This window comes from Burkholderia sp. Bmkn7, assembly GCF_041103175.1.
In the GTDB taxonomy this organism is placed as follows: domain Bacteria; phylum Pseudomonadota; class Gammaproteobacteria; order Burkholderiales; family Burkholderiaceae; genus Burkholderia; species Burkholderia cepacia.
In genome coordinates, this window is record NZ_JBGCUH010000001.1 from 701,122 (window position 1) to 719,596 (window position 18,475).

Genomic DNA, 18,475 nt, shown 5'->3' on the forward strand with positions numbered 1-18,475 from the left:
GACGGCCTCAGTTCGCGGCGCGGTCGTGATGGCTCGACACGAACTGCCGGAAGCGCTCCGAGCACTGGCCGCCGAACAGGTCGCCGGGCGTGCCGTCCGAGTCGACCTCGCCCTGATGCAGGAACATCACGCGATTCGACACGTGGCGTGCGAAACCCATTTCATGCGTGACGACCAGCATCGTGCGCCCTTCCTCGGCGAGCGAACGCATCACGCGCAGCACCTCGCCGACCAGTTCCGGATCGAGCGCCGACGTCGGTTCGTCGAACAGCATCACCTTCGGATGCATCGCGAGCGCACGGGCGATCGCGACACGCTGCTGCTGGCCGCCCGACAGGTGTGCCGGATAGTAGCCGCGCTTGTCCGCGAGGCCGACGCGCGCGAGGAGCGCCTCGGCTTCCTCGACCGCTTCGGCGCGACTGCGCTTCTGCACGCGCAGCGGACCTTCGACGAGGTTGTCGAGCACCGTCATGTGCGACCACAGGTTGAAGTTCTGGAACACCATCCCGAGCTGGGAGCGGATCCGGTCGACCTGGCGCCGGTCGCCCGGCTGCAGCTTGCCGTCGCGCGCGCGCTTCATCTTCAGTTCCTCGCCGGCAAGCGCGACAGTGCCGTCGTCGGGCGTTTCGAGCAGGTTCAGGCAGCGCAGGAACGTGCTCTTGCCCGAGCCGCTCGCGCCGAGGATCGAGATCACGTCGCCTTCGTGCGCGTCGAGCGAAATGCCCTTCAGCACGTGGTGATCGCCGAACGACTTGTGGATGTTCCTGACCGACAGGGCAACGGGAGCAGCGGTGTTCATCGGATTCTCCTGGAAGGATGGATGCGCTCAGGACGCGACGCGCCGGGCGTCGCGCGCGGCCGCGGCCGGCGTGCCGGTCTGCTTCGGCGCGCGCAGGTGGCCCGACAGCCGCCATTCGAGCGCGCCGAGCACGCGCACGACAATGAAGTTCAGGCCCAGGTAGATGAGGGCCGCGCACACGAACACCTCGGTCGTCCGGTAGGTCTGTTGAATGATCTGCTGCGCGACGCCCGTCACTTCCCACACGGTGACGAGGCTCGCCAGCGCGGTCGACTTGACGAGCAGCACGGCTTCGGTCGAATACGCGGGCAGGCACTGGCGCAGCGCGATCGGGCCGATCACGCGACGCAGCAGCGCGAAGCCCGACAGGCCGATCGAATAACCGGCCTCGATCTGCCCGACCGGCACGGCCATCAAGCCGCCGCGCAGGATTTCGGCCGTATAACCGGCCGTGCACAGCGCGAGGGACAGCACCGCGCACACATACGGTTCGCGCAGCAGCGGCCACATGAAGCTCTCGCGGATCACGCCGAACTGGCCGAGCCCGTAGTACACGAGGAACATCTGGATTAGCAGCGGCGAGCCGCGAAACACGAGGATGTACGCACGCGCGAAGCGGTTCGGCAGCCAGTGCGGCGACACGCGCATCGTGACGATCACGAGCGACAGCAGGCCGCCGAGCACGAGCGACGCGAAGAACAGGCCGAGCGTGGTCGGCACGGCCGCGAGCAACTGGCGCAGCGTGTCGAAGAGAAAGTCGAAATCGATGGACATGCGATCGCTCCGTCAGTTGCGTGCGAAATTGCGGCGGAACGAGCGGCCGACGATCGCTTCCGCGCGGTTGAACACGCGGTTCGACAGGCCCGTCATCACGAGATAGAGCGCCCCGCCCGCGACGAAGAACACGAAATACTGGTGCGTCGAGTTCGCGGCGATCTGGCTGGTGCGCAGCAGCTCGGCGAGCCCGGTGACCGAGATCAGCGCGGAGTCCTTGAGGCTCAGTTGCCACACGTTGCCGATGCCGGGCAGCGCGAAGCGCAGCACCTGCGGAATCAGGATGCGGCGCAGCACCATGCTTCGCGGCATGCCGATCGAGCGCGCCGCTTCGAGCTCGCCCTTCGACACGGCCAGCACGGCCGCGCGATACACCTCGGCCTGGTACGCGCCCGAGATCATCCCGACCGCCAGCGCGCCGATCACGAACGGCGGCACGCCGATGAAGCCTTCCGCGCCGAACCACTGGCCGACGGTCGTGACGAGCGTCGAGCCTCCGAAATAGAACAGGTAGATCACGAGCAGTTCGGGCACGCCGCGAAACACGGTCGTGTAGAGGTCGCCGAGCACGCGCGCGCTCCGGTGGCGTGACAGTTTCGCGGCTGCGACGCCGGCGCCGATCACGGCACCGACCGCGAGCGCGGCGAGCGTCAGCGCGATCGTCATCAGCGCCGCGAGCAGCAGGACGCCGCCCCAGCCTTCGGTTCCGAAGCCCAGCATTTCAAGGATGGCCATGCGTGCCTCCCGGCAAGCGTTGAGTGGATCGGCGGGATGCGCGCCGCTGCGCGACCGTCGGGTCGCTCATGCAGCGGCGGCCGCGCGCGTGCTTACGGCGTGACGTCGGTCTTGAACCACTTGTCGGCGAGTTTCTTCACGGTGCCGTCCGCGAGTGCCGCGCCGATCGCCGCGTCGAACTTCGTCTTCAGGTCGGCATCCTGCTTGCGGAACGCGAGGCCCTCGCCCGGCCCCCAGATCGGGCCGCCGAGCTTCGGGCCCGCGAGCACGATCGACGCGTTCTCCTTCTTCCCGGTGTTCGCCGCGTAATACGTGACGTCGTCGAACGATGCGTCGATGCGGCCGGCGACGAGGTCGAGATCGCGCTCGGGCGACGTCTTGTATACGCGGATCGACGCGATGTCCTTGAAGCCGTCGTTGATGAACTTCGTATAGACGGTGCCCGACTGGATGCCGATCGTCTTGCCCTTCAACTGCTTGCGCAGCGCATCGACGGTTGCCTTGTCCGCATTCGCGTCACCGGTCAGCTTGACGATCGGCGCGCCGGGCGCGGCCTTCGGCAGGATCTTCGTATCGGTGACGGCGAACGTCGCGGGGGTGGCCGCATACGGACGCGAGAACAGCAGGATCTTCTCGCGCTCCGGCGTGATCGAGATCGCATCCATCAGGATGTCGAACTTACCGGCCTGCAGGCCCGGAATCATCCCGTCCCAGTCCTGCGCGACCATGTTGCACTGGACCTTGATCCGCTCGCACACGTTGGCGAGCAGCTCCGGTTCGAAGCCGCCGAGCTTGCCGCCCGGCAGCGTGAGGTTCCACGGCGCGTAGCCGCCTTCGAGCGCCACCGTCACCGTCTTCCATTCCTTTGCCTGCACAGGCGCGGAGAGAGTTGCCGCCGCCGCCGCGATCGCGCCGATCGTCCTGATTGCCCACTTGATGCGCTTGCCGTTCACGAGATTTCTCCTTGCGTTGAAGTTCGTCATCCCTTCGGTCTGCAAGACGCCTCAGGAATTTGTCTATACAAGCATGCAAGAAGAAAAACGGCCGGACAAGCGTTGATCAAAAAAAACCGCGTAAACGCGGGAAATCCCCTAAATACGGGGCTCTGGCGCGCCTCTTCGCGGGGAATTCAGGCACGGATTTGGTGCAGGATGGATGGACAAATCGCAAGGATGACTAGACAAATTTTGAATTCGATCACTCGACGCGTGCCGCGCGACATGCGGCGGCGGGCAACTCGACGTCGCTCAAATCGGGGCGCTGACCGGAACGCCGGTTCATGCTCGATCGATTGTTTCGGGCGCGGGTTTGGCCGGGATCGATGGGCCGTGGCGCCGCTTGCGCTGCCGGTCATCAGGAAGGCAGGCCTGGATCGTCGCCGCGTGCGCAGCCTGCAACGGGATCGGTGCGGCCGATGGGCCGGTGTTTGGATGGGGGGCGTGCCCGGTTGCTGACGTCAGTGCCGGATGCACGACGTTTCCCACATATTGGCAAGGACCGAAATCGCGCGGCACGGCGTGAAGACGAGCCGGGAAATAGTCTGACCATACGTCGGGCGTCACCGGGAACACGCCCCTGCTTCGACTTGCTGCCACGGTACGCGGCGACGAAGCTGTCGGTGAAACGGTCGAATTCCTCGGGCGGGTGGGCGACACGTACACATGCGCCGCGTCGTCGTGCGGCCCGACCGCTAGCGGCGGCGCCGGCATGGCGACGGGTTTCGGCCATGCCGCGAACGCCGTGCGTGCGGCGCAGAGGCCCGCCACCGTCCGCGCCGGGCATGTCGCGCGAACGTGCTTCGTGACCGCCGCTCCTTCCCGTTGCAATCGCCTGGAGAACAGACGATCAGCCTCGACCGGCCCCTTCCCCGCTTCGCACGTCGCCGAGCATCGTGACGAGGACGAGTGCCGCGATCAGCCCGAGATGCTCGAAGAAGCTGTTGAGCGCCATGAAATGCGCGGCGCCCGTCTGGTTCCAGAAGTCGTTCGCCACCGCCATCGCGACGAGCGTCAGCATGCCGAGGCCGCCGGCGCCGAGCCACGTGAAGCGGCGAAACACGATGCACAGCGAACCGCCGATCTCGACGACGACCGCCAGTGCAGCCCACAACGCGGGCGGGTGCAAACCGAAATGCGCCTGCTCCGCGATTGCTGCATCGAAGTGCATCGCCTTGTTGACCCCGCCGATCAGAAAGGCGGACACGAGTGCAAGTCGAACCAGCGCGCCGATCCACGGCTGCGCGAGCAGCGCACGGATCCACGCGGGGCTGTACCGGCCGGTTGTCGTCGACATGTCAGACCGCCCAGCAGGAACAGCCGAACGCGCCCCAGAAGCCCTTCGCGTCCGACGTCGGCAATGCGCTGCCCCACGCGCTCGCGTGCGCATGCTGGTGCACGTTGCACGCATTCGCGCAGCCGCACATCGCGGCGGCCGCCGCCGCGCGTTGCAGCGGTGCGCCGCTGCGCTGCGTCGCGCCCCAGCCGCCGTAACCGCCGTACTCGCGCACCGGCGACCAGTCCGGCATCGCGGGCGGAATCGGCGCGTCATGCGACGCGAACGGGCCCGCGCCCCATACGATCCGGCCGCCGACCACCGTCAGCAATGCGGTCGTGCCCGCGATGTCGTCCTCCGCGCACGCGAAGAAGTCGCGATCCGGCACGACCACGTCGGCCAGCTGCCCGACCGCAATCCGCCCTTTCTTGCCGACTTCGTTCGAGAACCACGTCACGTATTCGGTCCACATGCGCAGCGCGGTCTCGCGATCGAGCAGGTTGCGCTGCGGATACATGCGCAGCCCGCCGATCGTCTTGCCCGTCACGAGCCACGACAGCGACACCCACGGGTTGTACGACGCCACGCGCGTCGCGTCGGTGCCGGCCGACACCTTGAGGCCCTTCGACAGCATCTTCGCGACCGGCGGCGTCGCTTCGGCCGCCTGCGCGCCGTAGCGCTCGACGAAGTATTCGCCCTGGTACGCCATCCGGTGCTGCACCGCGATGCCGCCGCCCAGCGCCGCGATACGATCCATCGATTTTTCGGTGATGGTTTCCGCGTGATCGAAGAACCAGTTCAGCCCTTCGAGCGGGATGTCCTTGTTCACCTTCTCGAACACGTCGAGCGCGCGGCTGATCGTTTCGTCGTACGTCGCATGCATGCGCCACGGCCAGCGGTTCTGCGCGAGCACGCGCACGACGCCCTCGAGATCGTCTTCCATCTGCGCCGGCAGGTCCGGCCGCGCGACGCGGAAGTCCTCGAAGTCGGCCGCCGAAAACACCAGCATTTCGCCCGCGCCGTTGTTGCGGAAGTAGTCGGTGCCGTCGTGATACTTCGTGCTCTTGGTCCAGTTCACGAAGTCTTCCTTCTCGGCGTTCGGCTTCTGCGTGAACAGGTTGTACGCGATCCGGATCGTCATCTCGCCCGCGTCGTGCAGCTTGCGGATCACCTCGTAATCGTCCGGATAGTTCTGCGAACCGCCGCCCGCGTCGATCACGCCGGTCACGCCGAGACGGTTCAGTTCGCGCATGAAGTGGCGCGTCGAGTTGTACTGGTATTCGAACGGCAGCTTCGGCCCCTTCGCGAGCGTCGCGTACAGGATCGTCGCGTTCGGGTTCGCGAGCAGCAGCCCGGTCGGGTTGCCCGCGGCATCGCGCAGGATCGTGCCGCCCGGCGGCTCCGGCGTGTCCTTCGTGTAGCCGACCACGCGCAGCGCGGCCGCGTTCAGCAGCGCGCGATCGTACAGGTGCAGGATGAACACCGGCGTATCGGGCGCGGCCGCGTTGAGTTCGTCGATCGTCGGCAGGCGCTTCTCGGCGAACTGGTGCTCGGTGAAGCCGCCGACCACGCGCACCCATTGCGGCGCGGGCGTGATCGCCACCTGCCGCTTGAGCATGTCCATTGCAAGCGCGAGCGACGGCACGCCGTCCCAGCGCAGTTCCATGTTGTAGTTCAGGCCGCCGCGAATCACGTGGCAGTGGTTGTCGATCAGGCCCGGCAGCGCGGCGCGGCCCCCGAGATCGACGACCTTCGTCGCGCGGCCCGCGAGCGGCATCACGTCCGCGTCGTGGCCGACCGCGGCGAAGCGGCCGTCCTTGATTGCGACGGCGGTCGCGACGGGGTTCGCGCGGTCGAGGGTCGTGAACCTTCCGTTGTGAAGGATCAGATCCGGTTGGGACTCGGTTGCGGTCATGTGCGTCACCTCGTATCGATCAGAAGCCAAAAAGCTGTTTGACGGCGGGAATGGCCTGCACGCCGATCACCATGCCGAGCAACCCGACAAGGGCAATCAGCGGCGGCGCCGGAGAACGGACCTTGATCGCGCTGTAGATCACGCCGATCAGCAAACCCGCGCCAAGGGAAACCAGATAAGGTTCCATACGATCAATGTCCCGGTCAGGTTGAAATGCAGGTTCTACGTCCTGGAAAACAGGCGCGGGCGACGTCCGTGAAGCAGTCACGGCAGCCGCCCGCGTTTTTCATGGAGCCGATGGCGCGTATTCGTGCAGGACACGCGGCATCGGCACGGGCAGTCGCAACTGCCCGCGATTACTTCGCCGGAACCGGCGGAATCGACTCGTGCGGCGTCGCCGTGCGCGGTGCGGCCTTGTGGACCATCGTGTACGCGTAGTCGACACCCATCCCGTACGCGCCCGAGTGTTCCTTCGCGATCGCCATCACCGCGTCATAGGTCTCGCGGTGCGCCCAGTCGCGCTGCCATTCGAGCAGCACCTGCTGCCAGGTCACCGGCACGACGCCGGCCTGCACCATCCGCTGCATCGCGAAGTCGTGCGCGTCCTTCGACGTGCCGCCCGACGCATCGGCGACCATGTAGATCTCGTAGTCGCCTTCGAGCATTGCGCAGAGCGCGAACGTCGTATTGCAGACTTCCGTCCACAGGCCCGACACGACCACCTTCTTGCGGCCGTTCGCGGCCAGCGCGTCGCGCACCTTCTGGTCGTCCCACGAGTTCATCGACGTACGTTCGAGCGTCTTCTGGTTCGGGAACACGTCGAGCAGTTCGGGATAGGTATGGCCCGAGAAGCTTTCGCTCTCGACCGTCGTGATCGTGGTCGGGATGTTGAACACCTTCGCGGCCTTCGCGAGCCCGACGACGTTGTTCTTCAGTACCTGGCGATCGATCGATTGCACGCCGAACGCCATCTGCGGCTGCTGGTCGATGAAGATGATCTGGCTGTTGTGGGGAGTGAGTACTTCAAGCTTCGGATTGCTCATGGCGGTCATATCCTTTGACGCGGGAAAAGAGAGAGCCAGCCTCACCGGCCAACCGGGAGGCGCCCACTGCGCTGTGACGGGAGGTTCGCGTACCAGCCGGTGTCATTCAACACGCGAATTCATCGTAGCGCCAATTAATCGACTTGATTAATAAAAACCCTAAATTCAGGCCTTAAAAGATCTTAAAAGCCCCGAATTAAATACGCGCCTCCGGAGCAGACCTGCTACGCTCCGAATTGATTTTCCGATCATCGATCGGTCGGTATTTATCCGTATTTTTCACACGGTTGTCATTTCCCTTATCCGAATCATGACGTCCTATATCGCATCGTTATTGGCCGGCATTCTCGCGGGTGCCGTCTACGCGTTGATCGGTGTTGCATCGCCGGCGCCGCCCACCGTCGCATTGGCCGGCCTGCTGGGCATCCTCGCCGGCGAACAGATCCTGCCGGTCGCCCGCCGCATGCTGTCCGGGATCCAGCTGAAAACCGCGTGGAGCGACGCGAAGTGCGGCCAGCACATGTTCGGCACGCTGCCCGGTGCGCAGGCCACCCGGGCCGCCGAGAAGAAAGGGCCGTCGACACCGGCCTGACGCGCGCCGATCGAGGGCGCCTGGATCGCGTACGCGGCGGAGTTGTCGTGAACCGTGTTGGAGCCGGGCGTGCTTGGCGATAACATGACAGCCCGATGCCCCCGTGGAATTCATCATGAAGCTGTCATTCGAAGCGCTCGAGGCGCTGGACGCGATCGACCGCACCGGCACGTTCGCCGAAGCCGCCGAGCTGCTGCACCGCGTACCGTCCGCGCTGACCTATCTCGTGCAGAAGCTCGAAAGCGATCTCGGCGTCGCGCTGTTCGACCGCAGCGGACGCCGCGCAAAGCTCACGCACGCAGGACGCGTGGTCGTCGAGGAAGGCCGCCGGCTCCTGCATGCGGCCGAGCAGCTCGAACTGAAAGCGCAGCGCGCGCAGCAAGGCTGGGAAACCGAGGTGCGCATCTGCATCGACGAGATCCTGCCCTTCGAGGCATTGTGGCCGTACGTGCATGCGTTCTACGGGCTCGAGATGGACACGCGGCTGCGCCTGTCCACCGAAGTCCTCGGCGGCACGTGGGATGCGCTGATTTCGCGGCGCGCGGATCTCGTCGTCGGCGCGGCGGGCGAGCCGCCTGAACTGCCGGACATCGTCGCGCGACCGATCGGCTCGCTCCGGCACGTGTTCGCCATCGCACCCACCCATCCGCTCGCGGCATTGCCCGAGCCGCTGTCGATGGCGTCCGTCGTCGAGTATCGCGGCGCCGTGATCAGCGATACGTCGCGCGAGCTGCAGCCGCGCTCGGTCGCGATCGATGCCGGGCAACCGTATCTCGCGGTCCCCACCCTCGCCGCGAAACTGGCCGCGCAGTGCGAAGGGCTCGCGGTGGGCACGCTCCCGGATTGCATCGCGGCACGCGCGATCGCGCAGGGCAAGCTCGTCGCGCGCGAGGTGACCGGCATGCGCGACACGACGCAGTGCTATATCGCATGGCGCGGCGACGAAGCCGGACGCGCGCTGCACTGGTGGGTCGACCAGCTCGCTCAACCCGATCTCGTCGACCGGTTTACCGCGCTCGTGTAATTCCGCCGCCCGCGGCTTGCGTTGGCCCCCCGCCGCAGGCAACCGCCCCGCATCAGCTGAACGAATCGTGCAGGCGCTTCATCTCTTTCTCGAGCCACTCGATCAGGTTGAACGACGCGTGCGCACTCGCGGCCGGCGGGATCATCATCTTCTCCTCGGTCGCGATGTGTTCGGACAGCGATTCGCACATCAGCCGCCCGAGTTCGGGCTTGCGCGCGATCAGCGGCGACAGGTCGCCGCTGCTCAGTTGAAACGCCGTCACCGTCGTCACCGCATGGACGCTCGCGTGCAGTTGCGTGCCGGCCAGCACGACGGACTGGCCGATCGCGTCGCCCGGCGCCATCCGCCTGACCTCGATGTCCCCCGCCGCGCCCGGCACGAACACCGACGCGACACCGGCCCCGACGATCGTCAGCAGGCGCGTATCGGCATTCGATGCATAGATCACGTCCCCTTTGTGGAACACGCGTGACGCGAGCGCATCGGCGAGCACCGCCAGATCGTCGTCGCCGAGCTGCCGGAAGAGTTCGACCGCGCGCAGCAGCCGTTGCCCGCGCGACACCGGCCGGTGCGCAGCGGCCGTCCCGCCCAGCGGGCGCAACGCGATGTCCGCGGCGGCCAGATGCCGGTGGGCCAGGTCGTAGAGCTGGTTGCGCACGGCGATCTTCTTCTGCAGCGCGTCGACGTAGCAGACGAGTTCGTATTCGACGGAATTGGTACGGAACGCCTTGACCACCGCAACCGGTGCGGGACGGGGCAGCACGTCCAGCGAGCTGGCGGCGGCGCGGTCGAGCGCATCGACGACGATGGCCGGCCGCACTTCCGGATCGATCTCGATCGTCAATGTCACGCCGTGCACGTTCTCGGGTTCGCTCAGGTTGACGATCGTCGTCTTCGCCGCCGTGCTGTTCGGCACGACGACCAGGTTGCCGAGGCCGTCGATCAGCTTGGTCGCGCGCCAGTTGCTTTCGACGATCCGCCCTTCGAGCTCGCCGATGGCCACCGTGTCGCCGAGCCGGAACGGCTGGGTGGTATTCAGCACGAGGCCGGAGAACACGTCGTTCAGCGTGTTCTGGACGGCCAGCCCGAGGATCACGGCCACCGCGCCCGACGTCGCGACCAGCCCGCTCAGCGGCAGGCCCAGCACGTAGCCGAGCGCGGCCACCGCGGCCGCACCGAACACGGCGCCGGCGGCGATGTCGTGAAACAGCCGCTGGGTGCGCCATGCGCGCGGCAGCAGCAGATGGTCGAGCATCAGGCTGAACACGAGCGAGCACTGCAGCCACCACGCGACCCCGATCACCTGGATCGCCAGCCGGTCGAGCCGGTCGGGCGACGGCGGCACCGCGAGCGGGCTCACGCCGGTCGCGAACAGCACATAGGTCAGCGCGGCGAACGACGCGCAGCGCCCTATCGCCTTCGCCGTCGAACGGCCGGGCCCGAGCAACCGCCATGCGACGAGATCGACAATGACGATCGGTGCGCCGTAAGCGACCGTGGCGGAAAGGTTCAGCATGAGGGAGCGGGCGGCAAGCGTGACACACGACGCGCGCGGAAGCCGCGCACGCACATCGCCCACGGCCCGATCCGGCGTGTAGCCGCGGGCGGCGAATCGTGGCGCGAAAGGTCGGGCTGGACAGGTTTCATGCGGTAGTCGTTCGATGACGCGCGAAGCCGCCGCGGCGGCACGTGTGGCGGCCGCTGCGCCACACCGGCATGCAGCGGCGCCGTGACCGCGCGACGCTGCAGCGCGAGCCGGTGGCCTGCCCGCCTGCCCGCGCATCGTCGACGGTCCGTGCGTCCAATGTAGACGCACCGGCCGGCCCGGTCATGTGTTCAACCTGAAACGTTCTGAAGCCGCGACGGCCGCGCGCCGCTACGATTCGCGCGGCGGCAGCTCGGTCTCGCCCGTGTCGAGCCCGAGCGCGTGCACGACCGACCACGCGTCGTCCGCGACCTGCGTCGACCCGGCGGTATGGGCAAGCGCGGCCGCATACGCGGCCAGCAGACGCACGCGCGCGTCGTCGCGCGTGCGCGTCTCGTCCATGTCGCGCATCGAATCGAGCGCCGCGCGCGCGCGTTCGCGACATTCGTCGACCAGCGACAGGTCGAACAGGCACGGCACCGCCACGGCCGCCAGCGCGATGCCGATCTCCGCATCGCCGTTCGGCGAAAACGCCCAGTCGAGCGCCGCGCGCAGGTTGCCGAGCTCGCGCCGGATCACGTCGAGCCGCGATTCGCCGAGCGTCCCGCCGTCGTCTACCGGCGCGAGCCGGAACAGCGCATGGAAGTAGTTCGCGTGGGCGCGGGCGGCGGCCGCACACTCGCCGTTGTTCTCGAGCTGCTGCAGCGCGTACGCACGCGTCGTCGTCAGCAGACGGTAACGCGGTGCGCCGTGCGCGCTTTCGAGACTCAGCAGCGACTTCGACACGAGGCCGGCGATCGTGTCGAGCAGGTCCGCATCGGCCAGCCGCGTGGCGCCGACGATCTCCCGCACCGCGTCGATCGAGAAGGTGCCGCGGAATACGCCGAGCCATCGCAACAGCAGGCGCTCCGCATCGCCGAGCAGGCGGTAGCTCCAGTCGTACATCGCCTGCAGCGTCTGATGACGCGGCAACGCCGTGCGAAACCCGCCGGTCAGCAACCGGAAATGGTCGTCGAGATGCGCGGCCAGCACGTCGATGCCGAGCACGGCCGCGCGGGCCGCGGCCAGTTCGATCGCGAGCGGCAGGCCGTCGAGGCGCCGGCACACCGATGCCATCAGCGACACGCTGCGTTCGTCGAGCGGGAAACGCGGATCGGCGGCCTGCACACGCGCCGAGAACAGCTGCACCGCGCTCGCACCCAGCGTTTCCGCATCGTCGGCACCTTCGCGCGGCACCTCGAGCGGCGGGATCGGACACAGCCGCTCGCCCTGGATACGCAACGCCTCGCGGCTGGTCGCGAGGACGCGCAAGCCGGCGTCGGATTCGGTCAGCGCGCTCGCGATCCGCGCGGCCGCGTCGAGCAGATGCTCGCAATTGTCCAGCACCAGCAACATCCGGCGGTTCGCGACGCTGGCCAGCACCGCCTCGAGCGTCAGCGATCCGGCGGGCTGCGCGATGCCGAACGCCGCCGCCAGCGCGTCGGGCACGAATTGCGGAGCGGCGACCGTGGCCAGCGACACGAACGCGGCGCCGTCCGGAAAACGGGCTTCGGCGCGCATGGCCGCTTCGAGCGCAAGCCGCGTCTTGCCGATGCCGCCCGCCCCGACCAGCGTCACGACGCGCGCGGTGTCGAGCGCCGCCAGCACCTCGGCGACGGTCTGCTCGCGGCCGACGAGCGCGGTCGGCGCGGCCGTCAGCCGCGACGTCACGGCGCGCACGGGGGGCGCGACGTCGGTCCGGCCGCCGACCAGCCGATAACCGCGCCCCGGCACCGTCACGATCAGGTTGCGATCGTCGGCGAGCGCCTTGCGCAACGCGGCAATGTGCACCTGCAGGTTGTTTTCCTCCACGACGGTGTGCGGCCACACGCGCTGCATGATCTCGTCTTTCGAGACCAGGGCGCCGTTCGCCCGAATCAGGAGTTCGAGAATTTCGAATGCGCGACTGCCGATACGCAGCAGTTTGCCGTTCGAGCGAATTTCACGCCTGTCAAGAAATACGTGTAGCGTTCCAATTCGGATCATGAGAATTTTCAATCGATAGCGTGCATCGATGCCCTGTCAAAAATGACATCGACTGGATGCTCATGCTACGGCATTTACCCCTTGCAATGATTCAAATTATCAGAAGCTACTGAGCAAATTTTTTGAATCGATGAAAGCCGCGATTTTCCCGGCGCCTCCGCGTGGGGGCGACGCTGCCCCTGTGCGGCGCGGCATTTCGCGCTCACTGCATGCGAAACAGTGATTCACCCATGAACCTGTTTCGTAGGATAAAAGCTGCGATTTGCCGGAGTTAATTTCTTCGACTCATCAATTAAAAATAGCCGCGCGCCGGATTGGCGGACAGGACCGGGTAAAAAAGACATGCTGGACGTGGCGTAACCGTGGTGTAACCGATTTCCCGGGCACCGGTCGGTCGGATTTTCCGTTCATAACGATTCAGGCGCCGCTCAGGACATTCAGCGGCGCGGCGCGCAACGATGGATCGATGGCACCAGCGTCGAGCGACTTTCACCACGCCGCGAGGAACACGACCATGGGCAACCGTATCGCCGGCATCAGGATTCCCGACGCCCCGCTCGCACGGGACGCCGCCGACACCGTACGCGCGTGCGAACCGGAACTGCTGTTCCGGCACGCGATGCGCGTGTTCGCGTTTGCATCGATCATCGGGCTGCGTCGCGGCATCGTGTTCAACGCCGAGCTGCTGTATGTCGCCGCGCTGTTCCATCACTTCGGCTTGACGGAGCGCTACCGGCATTCGCGCCGGCGCTTCGAGATCGACGGCGCGAATGCGGCGCACGCATTCCTCGGAGGATACGGCGTCGCCGCCGACGACGCAGCGGAGGTCTGGCGCGCGATCGCGCTGCATGCGGCGTTCGGGATCCACCCGTACATGACGCCGTTGACGGCGCTGCTCGGCGCCGGCGTCGAGACCGACCTCTTCGCGCATCACTTCGACGAGGTGAGCCGGTCCGAACGCGACGCGATCGTGCATGCATGGCCGCGCGGCCCTTGCTTCAAGGATTTGTTTCTCGAGGCGCTCGCCGCAGGCACCGCGCACCGCCCCGCTACCGCGTTCGGCAACGTGTCCGCCGACGTGCTCGAGCGTTGCGACCCGGACTATCGCCGGACGAATTTCTGCGGGCTGGTGCTCGGGTCGAAATGGGCGGAGTGAGCCGGCCGTCCGGCCGGGCCCGTGCGGCCGCGTCACCGCCGCCACCGCCGGATCATGCGCGCGCGAACGCCAGCAGTTCGTGGTTCAGGCGTTGCGCATGCGTCAGGTACAACGCGTGCGGGCCGCCCTCGTAGATGCTCAGCGTCGCGTGCGGCACGCGCCGTGCCGTGACGGCGCCCGTGAGCGCGAGCGGTGCCGTCTGGTCGTCGTCGCCGTGAATCACGAGCGTCGGCACGTCGAACTTGTCGAGATCCGCACGGAAATCGGTTTCGGAAAACGCGCCGACGCAGTCGAGCGTCCCCTTCAACCCGGCCTGCAGCGCCATGAACGACGTCCAGTCGAGCGCGGCGCGCGAGATCGTCGAAGCGGCCCGGTTCGACCCGGTGAACAGCGGCCAGAATTGCTCGAGGAACGCCGCGCGATCGGCCACGATACCCGCGCGAATCCCGTCGAACACGGCGACGTCGACACCGTCCGGATGATCGTCGCGCCGCGCGACCAGCGGCGTCACCGAGCCGACCAGTACGGCTTTCGCGATGTGCCGCGTGCCGTGCCGGCCGATGTAGCGGGCCACCTCGCCGCCGCCCATCGAGAAGCCGACGAGCGTCACGTCGCGCAGCCCGAGCGTATCGATCAGCGTCGCGAGATCGTCCGCCAGCGTGTCGTAGTCGTATCCGGTCCACGGCTGGCCGGAGCGGCCGAAGCCGCGCCGGTCGTACGCGATGCAGCGCAGGCCGTTCGACGCAAGGTGATGCATCTGGACGTCCCACATATCCGCGTTCAGCGGCCAGCCGTGAATGAACACAACCGGGCGCCCGGCGCCCCAGTCCTTGTAGTGAATCGACACGCCGTCACGGGTCGTGAACGTGCTCATACGGATTCCTCAGTGGTGAAAAAGCGGCGCGCACCAGCGCCAGCCGGCGGACGGGGTGCCGCGTCAGTCGTCACGACCGGGACAGCCGGCCGATGAACCGGTCCATCTCGGTCGCGAGGATCACTTCCCGGTAGTTCGCGGGACGCTTGGCCCCGCGCCATTGCGGCTTGTAGATCGCGTCGCCCGGACGAATCGTCGTGCCGGTCAGCGCGCAGCGCGCGAGTGCGCGCGACTTCGCGCTGATCCAGCGCTGCTCGTCGTAGCGGCAGCGCGTCGGGTCGCTCCACGACACCAGGACCGACGAATCGGTCTGTCGCTCGGCGGCGATGATCGCGCAACGACGGCGCACGCCGCCGCTCGATGCGGCCGATGCATCGTTGCAATGACGGCGGCGCGCGGTGTCCGGGTCGCGCACAAGCGACGGCGCGCAATGGCGTGCGGCCGGCGACGGGTCGAGCAGCGTCATCACGTGCTCCCAGCGATCGAATGCGTCCATGGCAGATCCAGGCAGGTGAAGCGGGCCGGATGCCTCGCACCCGCCCGCTACGCGATCGTCATCCGCCGCGCGAGCCGGCACCGGCCCGCGACGGGATGACCTGACGCTGACGATAGCGGGCCGCCGCTGAAGAGTCTTGATGCGAGACTTAATTTTTCTGGCCGGCGCGCGCGCAGGCGTCGCGCGGCGTGCACCACATACGGGCTTCACGAAAATTCAGCGCGATTTCAGTACAGCCCGCATGGCCGCGGGATAGGCTCCTGTCGGCTTTCGTTCACGGCGTTCGCGCGCCGGCCTGCGCGCGACTTCTCGAACACATGCCGGCTGCCCGCGGGATTGCCGCCTGCGGGCAGATCCGAACCCACCATCCAACGCGGCATCGATGTACCGCACGTTCAAGGAGACTTCATGCGTCCCGCAGATACCGACGCCCTTCCCTCGGCACGCCGCCGAGACATGCTGCTCGCCGGCGCGACCGCCGTTGCAGCCGCCGCGCTGCCGGCAGCCGCCGCGGCTGCCCCCAAACACGCCGCTTCCACCCATCCAGGAACCCACACGATGAACACGATCACCACGAAAGACGGTACGCAGATTTACTTCAAGGACTGGGGCAGCGGCCGCCCGGTCGTGTTCTCGCACGGCTGGCCGCTGTGCGCCGACGCGTGGGATTCGCAGATGCTGTTCCTGGTGCAGCACGGCTTCCGTGTGATCGCGCACGACCGCCGCGGTCACGGCCGCTCGAGCCAGCCGTCGCAGGGCAACGACATGGACACGTATGCCGACGATCTCGCCGCGCTGATGAACGCGCTCGACCTGCACGAAGCCACGCTCGTCGGCCACTCCACCGGCGGCGGTGAAGTCGCGCACTACATCGGCCGGCACGGCACGAAGCGCGTCGCGAAGGCCGTGCTGATCGGCGCCGTACCGCCGCAGATGGTGAAGTCGGCGACCAATCCCGGCGGCCTGCCGATGGACGTGTTCGACGGGATCCGCAAGAACGTCGCGGAAAACCGCTCGCAGTTCTACAAGGATCTCGCGGTGCCGTTCTTCGGCTTCAACCGGCCGCAGGCAAAGGTGTCGCAAGGCACGATCGATGCGTTCTGGGCCCAGGGCATGATGGGTGGCGTGCACGGCCAGTACCTGTGCGTGAAGGAATTCTCCGAGGTCGACTACACGGAAGACCTGAAGAAGATCGACGTGCCGACGCTGATCCTGCACGGCGACGACGACCAGATCGTGCCGATCGACGATTCGGCCCGGCTGTCCGCGAAGATCGTGAAGCACGCGGAACTCAAGGTGATCCCGGGCGGCTCGCACGGCATGTGCGTCGTCGATGCCGCACGGATCAATGCCGAACTGCTCGCATTCCTGAAGGCGTAAGCCGCGCGACACGGCGCGCCGGACGTCATACTGTCATGCCGTCACGCCGGCGCGCCCTTCAGCATTTTTCAGGAATTTTCAGGCCGTCGCGATTCCGCATGCCGCATGCGCCATCGCCGGGATCGCCGCTGCTGCGGCGGGCGCTCACGGCGTACGCGCCGGCCTGAGCAGCAAGCCGATCAGCGCGCCCGCGATCGCGAACGCCATCGCCACCCGGAAGTTGTCGGCCAGCGCGAGCGTGGTCGCCTGGACGCGAACCGCGCGGTCGAGCAGCGCGTAAGTCGCCTGGTCACCGGCCGCGAAGGTCGCGCCGTGCGCGACCAGCGACGCCGCGCCGGCTCGCAGCCGCTCAAGCGTTTGCGGATCCGACAGCGTGACATGCAGACCGACGAGATTCGAATGGGTAGCCTCCATGATGCGCTGGATCACCGCGATCGACGTCGTGCCGAGCTGCCCGCTCAGCAGGCGCGTCGTCTGCACGACCGCGCCGAACGTCAGCGCGTGCTCGGCCGTCACGTGCTTGCCGAAAAAGAAGATCACCGACGTGAGCGCCATCGTCTGGCCCAGTGCCTGCAGCAGCTGCGACGGGATGAAATCGGGTTCGGCCCATACGGGCGTGAGGCGCGCGCCGAGTGCGAACGCGAACGCCACCATCACGAAGCCGGTGACGATCAGCCGGCGCGGATCGACGCGTTGCAGCAGCCATGCGACGCATGGCGCGAACAGCAGCTGCGGGATCGCGATCCAGCGCAGCGTGTCGCCGATCTGCAGCGGGCGCAGCCCGTAGGTGCTCGCGAGAAACGCCGATGGAATGAAGCTCGTGTTGAGCACGGTGAAGCGCACGAGGCCGACCAGCACGATCAGCCATGCGACGTTGGGCAGCGCGAGGTAGCCGAGATCGAGCCCGGCGCTGCGCGACGCCAGCTCGTGGATCAGGAACGCGGCCACCATCACGATGCCGACACACAGCAACGTGACGATCAGCGGCGACTGGAACCAGAACAGCCGTTCGCCCTGGTCGAGCGCGACGCACAGGCACGCGAACCCGCCGGCGCCGAGCACCATGCCGCGCGTGTCGATCCCGGACGTGAAGCGCTTGATTGGTTCGTTGGACAGCGACAGCATCAGGCACACGATGAACGGCACGGTCAGCAGCGCGTTCTGCCAGAACAGCCAGCGCCAGCTCAGGTGTTCGCTGTACCACCCTTCGAGCGTCGCCGACAGGTTCAGCGACATCTCGAGGTTCATCGCATACGCGGCGATGCCGAACGGAATGAGCCGCGGCGGCAGCGTGCGGACGACGAACCCGACGGTCAACGGCACGAACACGCCGGATGCGAAACCGGCTACGCTCTGGAGTGCGATGAACGTGCCGAAGTCCGTGCACAGCGGCAGCATGCTTTCGACGGCCAGGAATACCGCGGCGCCCGCCAGCAGCACGCGGCGCGTGCCGAACACGAAGGCCGCCGCGATCGCGAGCGGCCCGACGAACATCTGCGACGCGGTGAACGCGGTGTTGATCCATGCGCCCTCGTCGAAGCCGACGCCGAGCGCGCCGCGTACGTCGGCGAGCCCGAGCGACGTGATGCGCGAGGTCAGCGTCGAGATGATCGCGCCGAGCAGCACGGCCGCGATCGCGGCGATGGAACGAAACGTCGGTATGTCGGTGGCCGGCGCGGCCGGCCCCGGTGTCGCGCCACCGGGGGCGAACGTGGTATTCATCGTCGTGCGGCTCCCGTATTTGAG

Annotated in this window: 17 protein-coding genes; 4 read left to right on the plus strand and 13 right to left on the minus strand. The window is 67.0% G+C overall.

What is annotated here, in order from left to right; all coding sequences use genetic code 11:
- Positions 1-7: 7 nt before the first annotated feature.
- The 8 genes from AB3K92_RS03025 to AB3K92_RS03060 all read right to left on the minus strand — a co-directional run bounded on the left by AB3K92_RS03025 (position 8) and on the right by AB3K92_RS03060 (position 7,537).
- A complete protein-coding gene (locus AB3K92_RS03025) occupies positions 8-799 on the minus strand; it encodes an ABC transporter ATP-binding protein (protein WP_021158296.1) in 792 nt (263 codons plus the stop codon).
- 27 nt (positions 800-826) lie between these two features.
- A complete protein-coding gene (locus AB3K92_RS03030) occupies positions 827-1,573 on the minus strand; it encodes an ABC transporter permease (RefSeq protein WP_369464420.1) in 747 nt (248 codons plus the stop codon).
- A 12-nt stretch (positions 1,574-1,585) separates the two neighbouring features.
- The gene (locus AB3K92_RS03035; RefSeq protein WP_059648604.1) at positions 1,586-2,308 is read right to left on the minus strand and encodes an ABC transporter permease; all 723 of its coding nucleotides are present in this window, start codon (positions 2,306-2,308) and stop codon (positions 1,586-1,588) included.
- Between the two features lie 92 nt (positions 2,309-2,400).
- The gene (locus AB3K92_RS03040) at positions 2,401-3,261 is read right to left on the minus strand and encodes a transporter substrate-binding domain-containing protein (protein WP_048027668.1); all 861 of its coding nucleotides are present in this window, start codon (positions 3,259-3,261) and stop codon (positions 2,401-2,403) included.
- 892 nt (positions 3,262-4,153) lie between these two features.
- Positions 4,154-4,600: a DoxX family protein gene (locus AB3K92_RS03045; protein ID WP_249456166.1), complete on the minus strand. Its 447-nt coding sequence runs from the start codon at positions 4,598-4,600 to the stop codon at positions 4,154-4,156.
- A 1-nt stretch (position 4,601) separates the two neighbouring features.
- Positions 4,602-6,494 carry an amidohydrolase gene (locus AB3K92_RS03050; protein WP_048027062.1) on the minus strand — a complete coding sequence of 631 codons (1,893 nt, stop codon included), beginning with the start codon at positions 6,492-6,494 and terminating at the stop codon, positions 4,602-4,604.
- A 19-nt stretch (positions 6,495-6,513) separates the two neighbouring features.
- On the minus strand, positions 6,514-6,681 hold the full coding sequence (locus tag AB3K92_RS03055; RefSeq protein WP_009692709.1) for a DUF1427 family protein: 168 nt from the start codon (positions 6,679-6,681) through the stop codon (positions 6,514-6,516).
- 169 nt (positions 6,682-6,850) lie between these two features.
- Entirely contained in the window at positions 6,851-7,537 is a 687-nt protein-coding gene (locus tag AB3K92_RS03060; RefSeq protein WP_059486129.1) for a hydrolase, read from the minus strand.
- 310 nt (positions 7,538-7,847) lie between these two features.
- Between AB3K92_RS03060 and AB3K92_RS03065 the strand changes: the two genes are divergently transcribed.
- Positions 7,848-8,129 carry a XapX domain-containing protein gene (locus tag AB3K92_RS03065; RefSeq protein ID WP_060326045.1) on the plus strand — a complete coding sequence of 94 codons (282 nt, stop codon included), beginning with the start codon at positions 7,848-7,850 and terminating at the stop codon, positions 8,127-8,129.
- A 115-nt stretch (positions 8,130-8,244) separates the two neighbouring features.
- Positions 8,245-9,153, plus strand: coding sequence for a LysR family transcriptional regulator (locus tag AB3K92_RS03070; RefSeq protein WP_048027060.1), 909 nt, complete (start codon positions 8,245-8,247; stop codon positions 9,151-9,153).
- 52 nt (positions 9,154-9,205) lie between these two features.
- Here AB3K92_RS03070 and AB3K92_RS03075 read toward each other — a convergent pair whose 3' ends face one another.
- Positions 9,206-10,669, minus strand: a complete 1,464-nt coding sequence (locus tag AB3K92_RS03075) for a mechanosensitive ion channel domain-containing protein (protein ID WP_369464421.1) — start codon at positions 10,667-10,669, stop codon at positions 9,206-9,208.
- 360 nt (positions 10,670-11,029) lie between these two features.
- A complete protein-coding gene (locus AB3K92_RS03080; RefSeq protein ID WP_048027056.1) occupies positions 11,030-12,823 on the minus strand; it encodes a winged helix-turn-helix domain-containing protein in 1,794 nt (597 codons plus the stop codon).
- 514 nt (positions 12,824-13,337) lie between these two features.
- On the opposite strand from AB3K92_RS03080, the gene AB3K92_RS03085 reads away from it, so the two are divergent.
- On the plus strand, positions 13,338-13,979 hold the full coding sequence (locus AB3K92_RS03085) for a phosphohydrolase (protein WP_369464422.1): 642 nt from the start codon (positions 13,338-13,340) through the stop codon (positions 13,977-13,979).
- Positions 13,980-14,031: 52 nt separating this feature from the next.
- Here AB3K92_RS03085 and AB3K92_RS03090 read toward each other — a convergent pair whose 3' ends face one another.
- Both AB3K92_RS03090 and AB3K92_RS03095 read right to left on the minus strand, forming a co-directional pair.
- Positions 14,032-14,853: an alpha/beta fold hydrolase gene (locus tag AB3K92_RS03090; protein WP_369464423.1), complete on the minus strand. Its 822-nt coding sequence runs from the start codon at positions 14,851-14,853 to the stop codon at positions 14,032-14,034.
- Positions 14,854-14,923: 70 nt separating this feature from the next.
- Positions 14,924-15,349: a DUF3331 domain-containing protein gene (locus tag AB3K92_RS03095; protein WP_021158281.1), complete on the minus strand. Its 426-nt coding sequence runs from the start codon at positions 15,347-15,349 to the stop codon at positions 14,924-14,926.
- A 558-nt stretch (positions 15,350-15,907) separates the two neighbouring features.
- On the opposite strand from AB3K92_RS03095, the gene AB3K92_RS03100 reads away from it, so the two are divergent.
- On the plus strand, positions 15,908-16,729 hold the full coding sequence (locus AB3K92_RS03100) for an alpha/beta fold hydrolase (protein ID WP_042973930.1): 822 nt from the start codon (positions 15,908-15,910) through the stop codon (positions 16,727-16,729).
- Between the two features lie 144 nt (positions 16,730-16,873).
- Here AB3K92_RS03100 and AB3K92_RS03105 read toward each other — a convergent pair whose 3' ends face one another.
- Positions 16,874-18,451 carry an MFS transporter gene (locus AB3K92_RS03105; RefSeq protein ID WP_369464424.1) on the minus strand — a complete coding sequence of 526 codons (1,578 nt, stop codon included), beginning with the start codon at positions 18,449-18,451 and terminating at the stop codon, positions 16,874-16,876.
- Positions 18,452-18,475 lie beyond the last annotated feature (24 nt).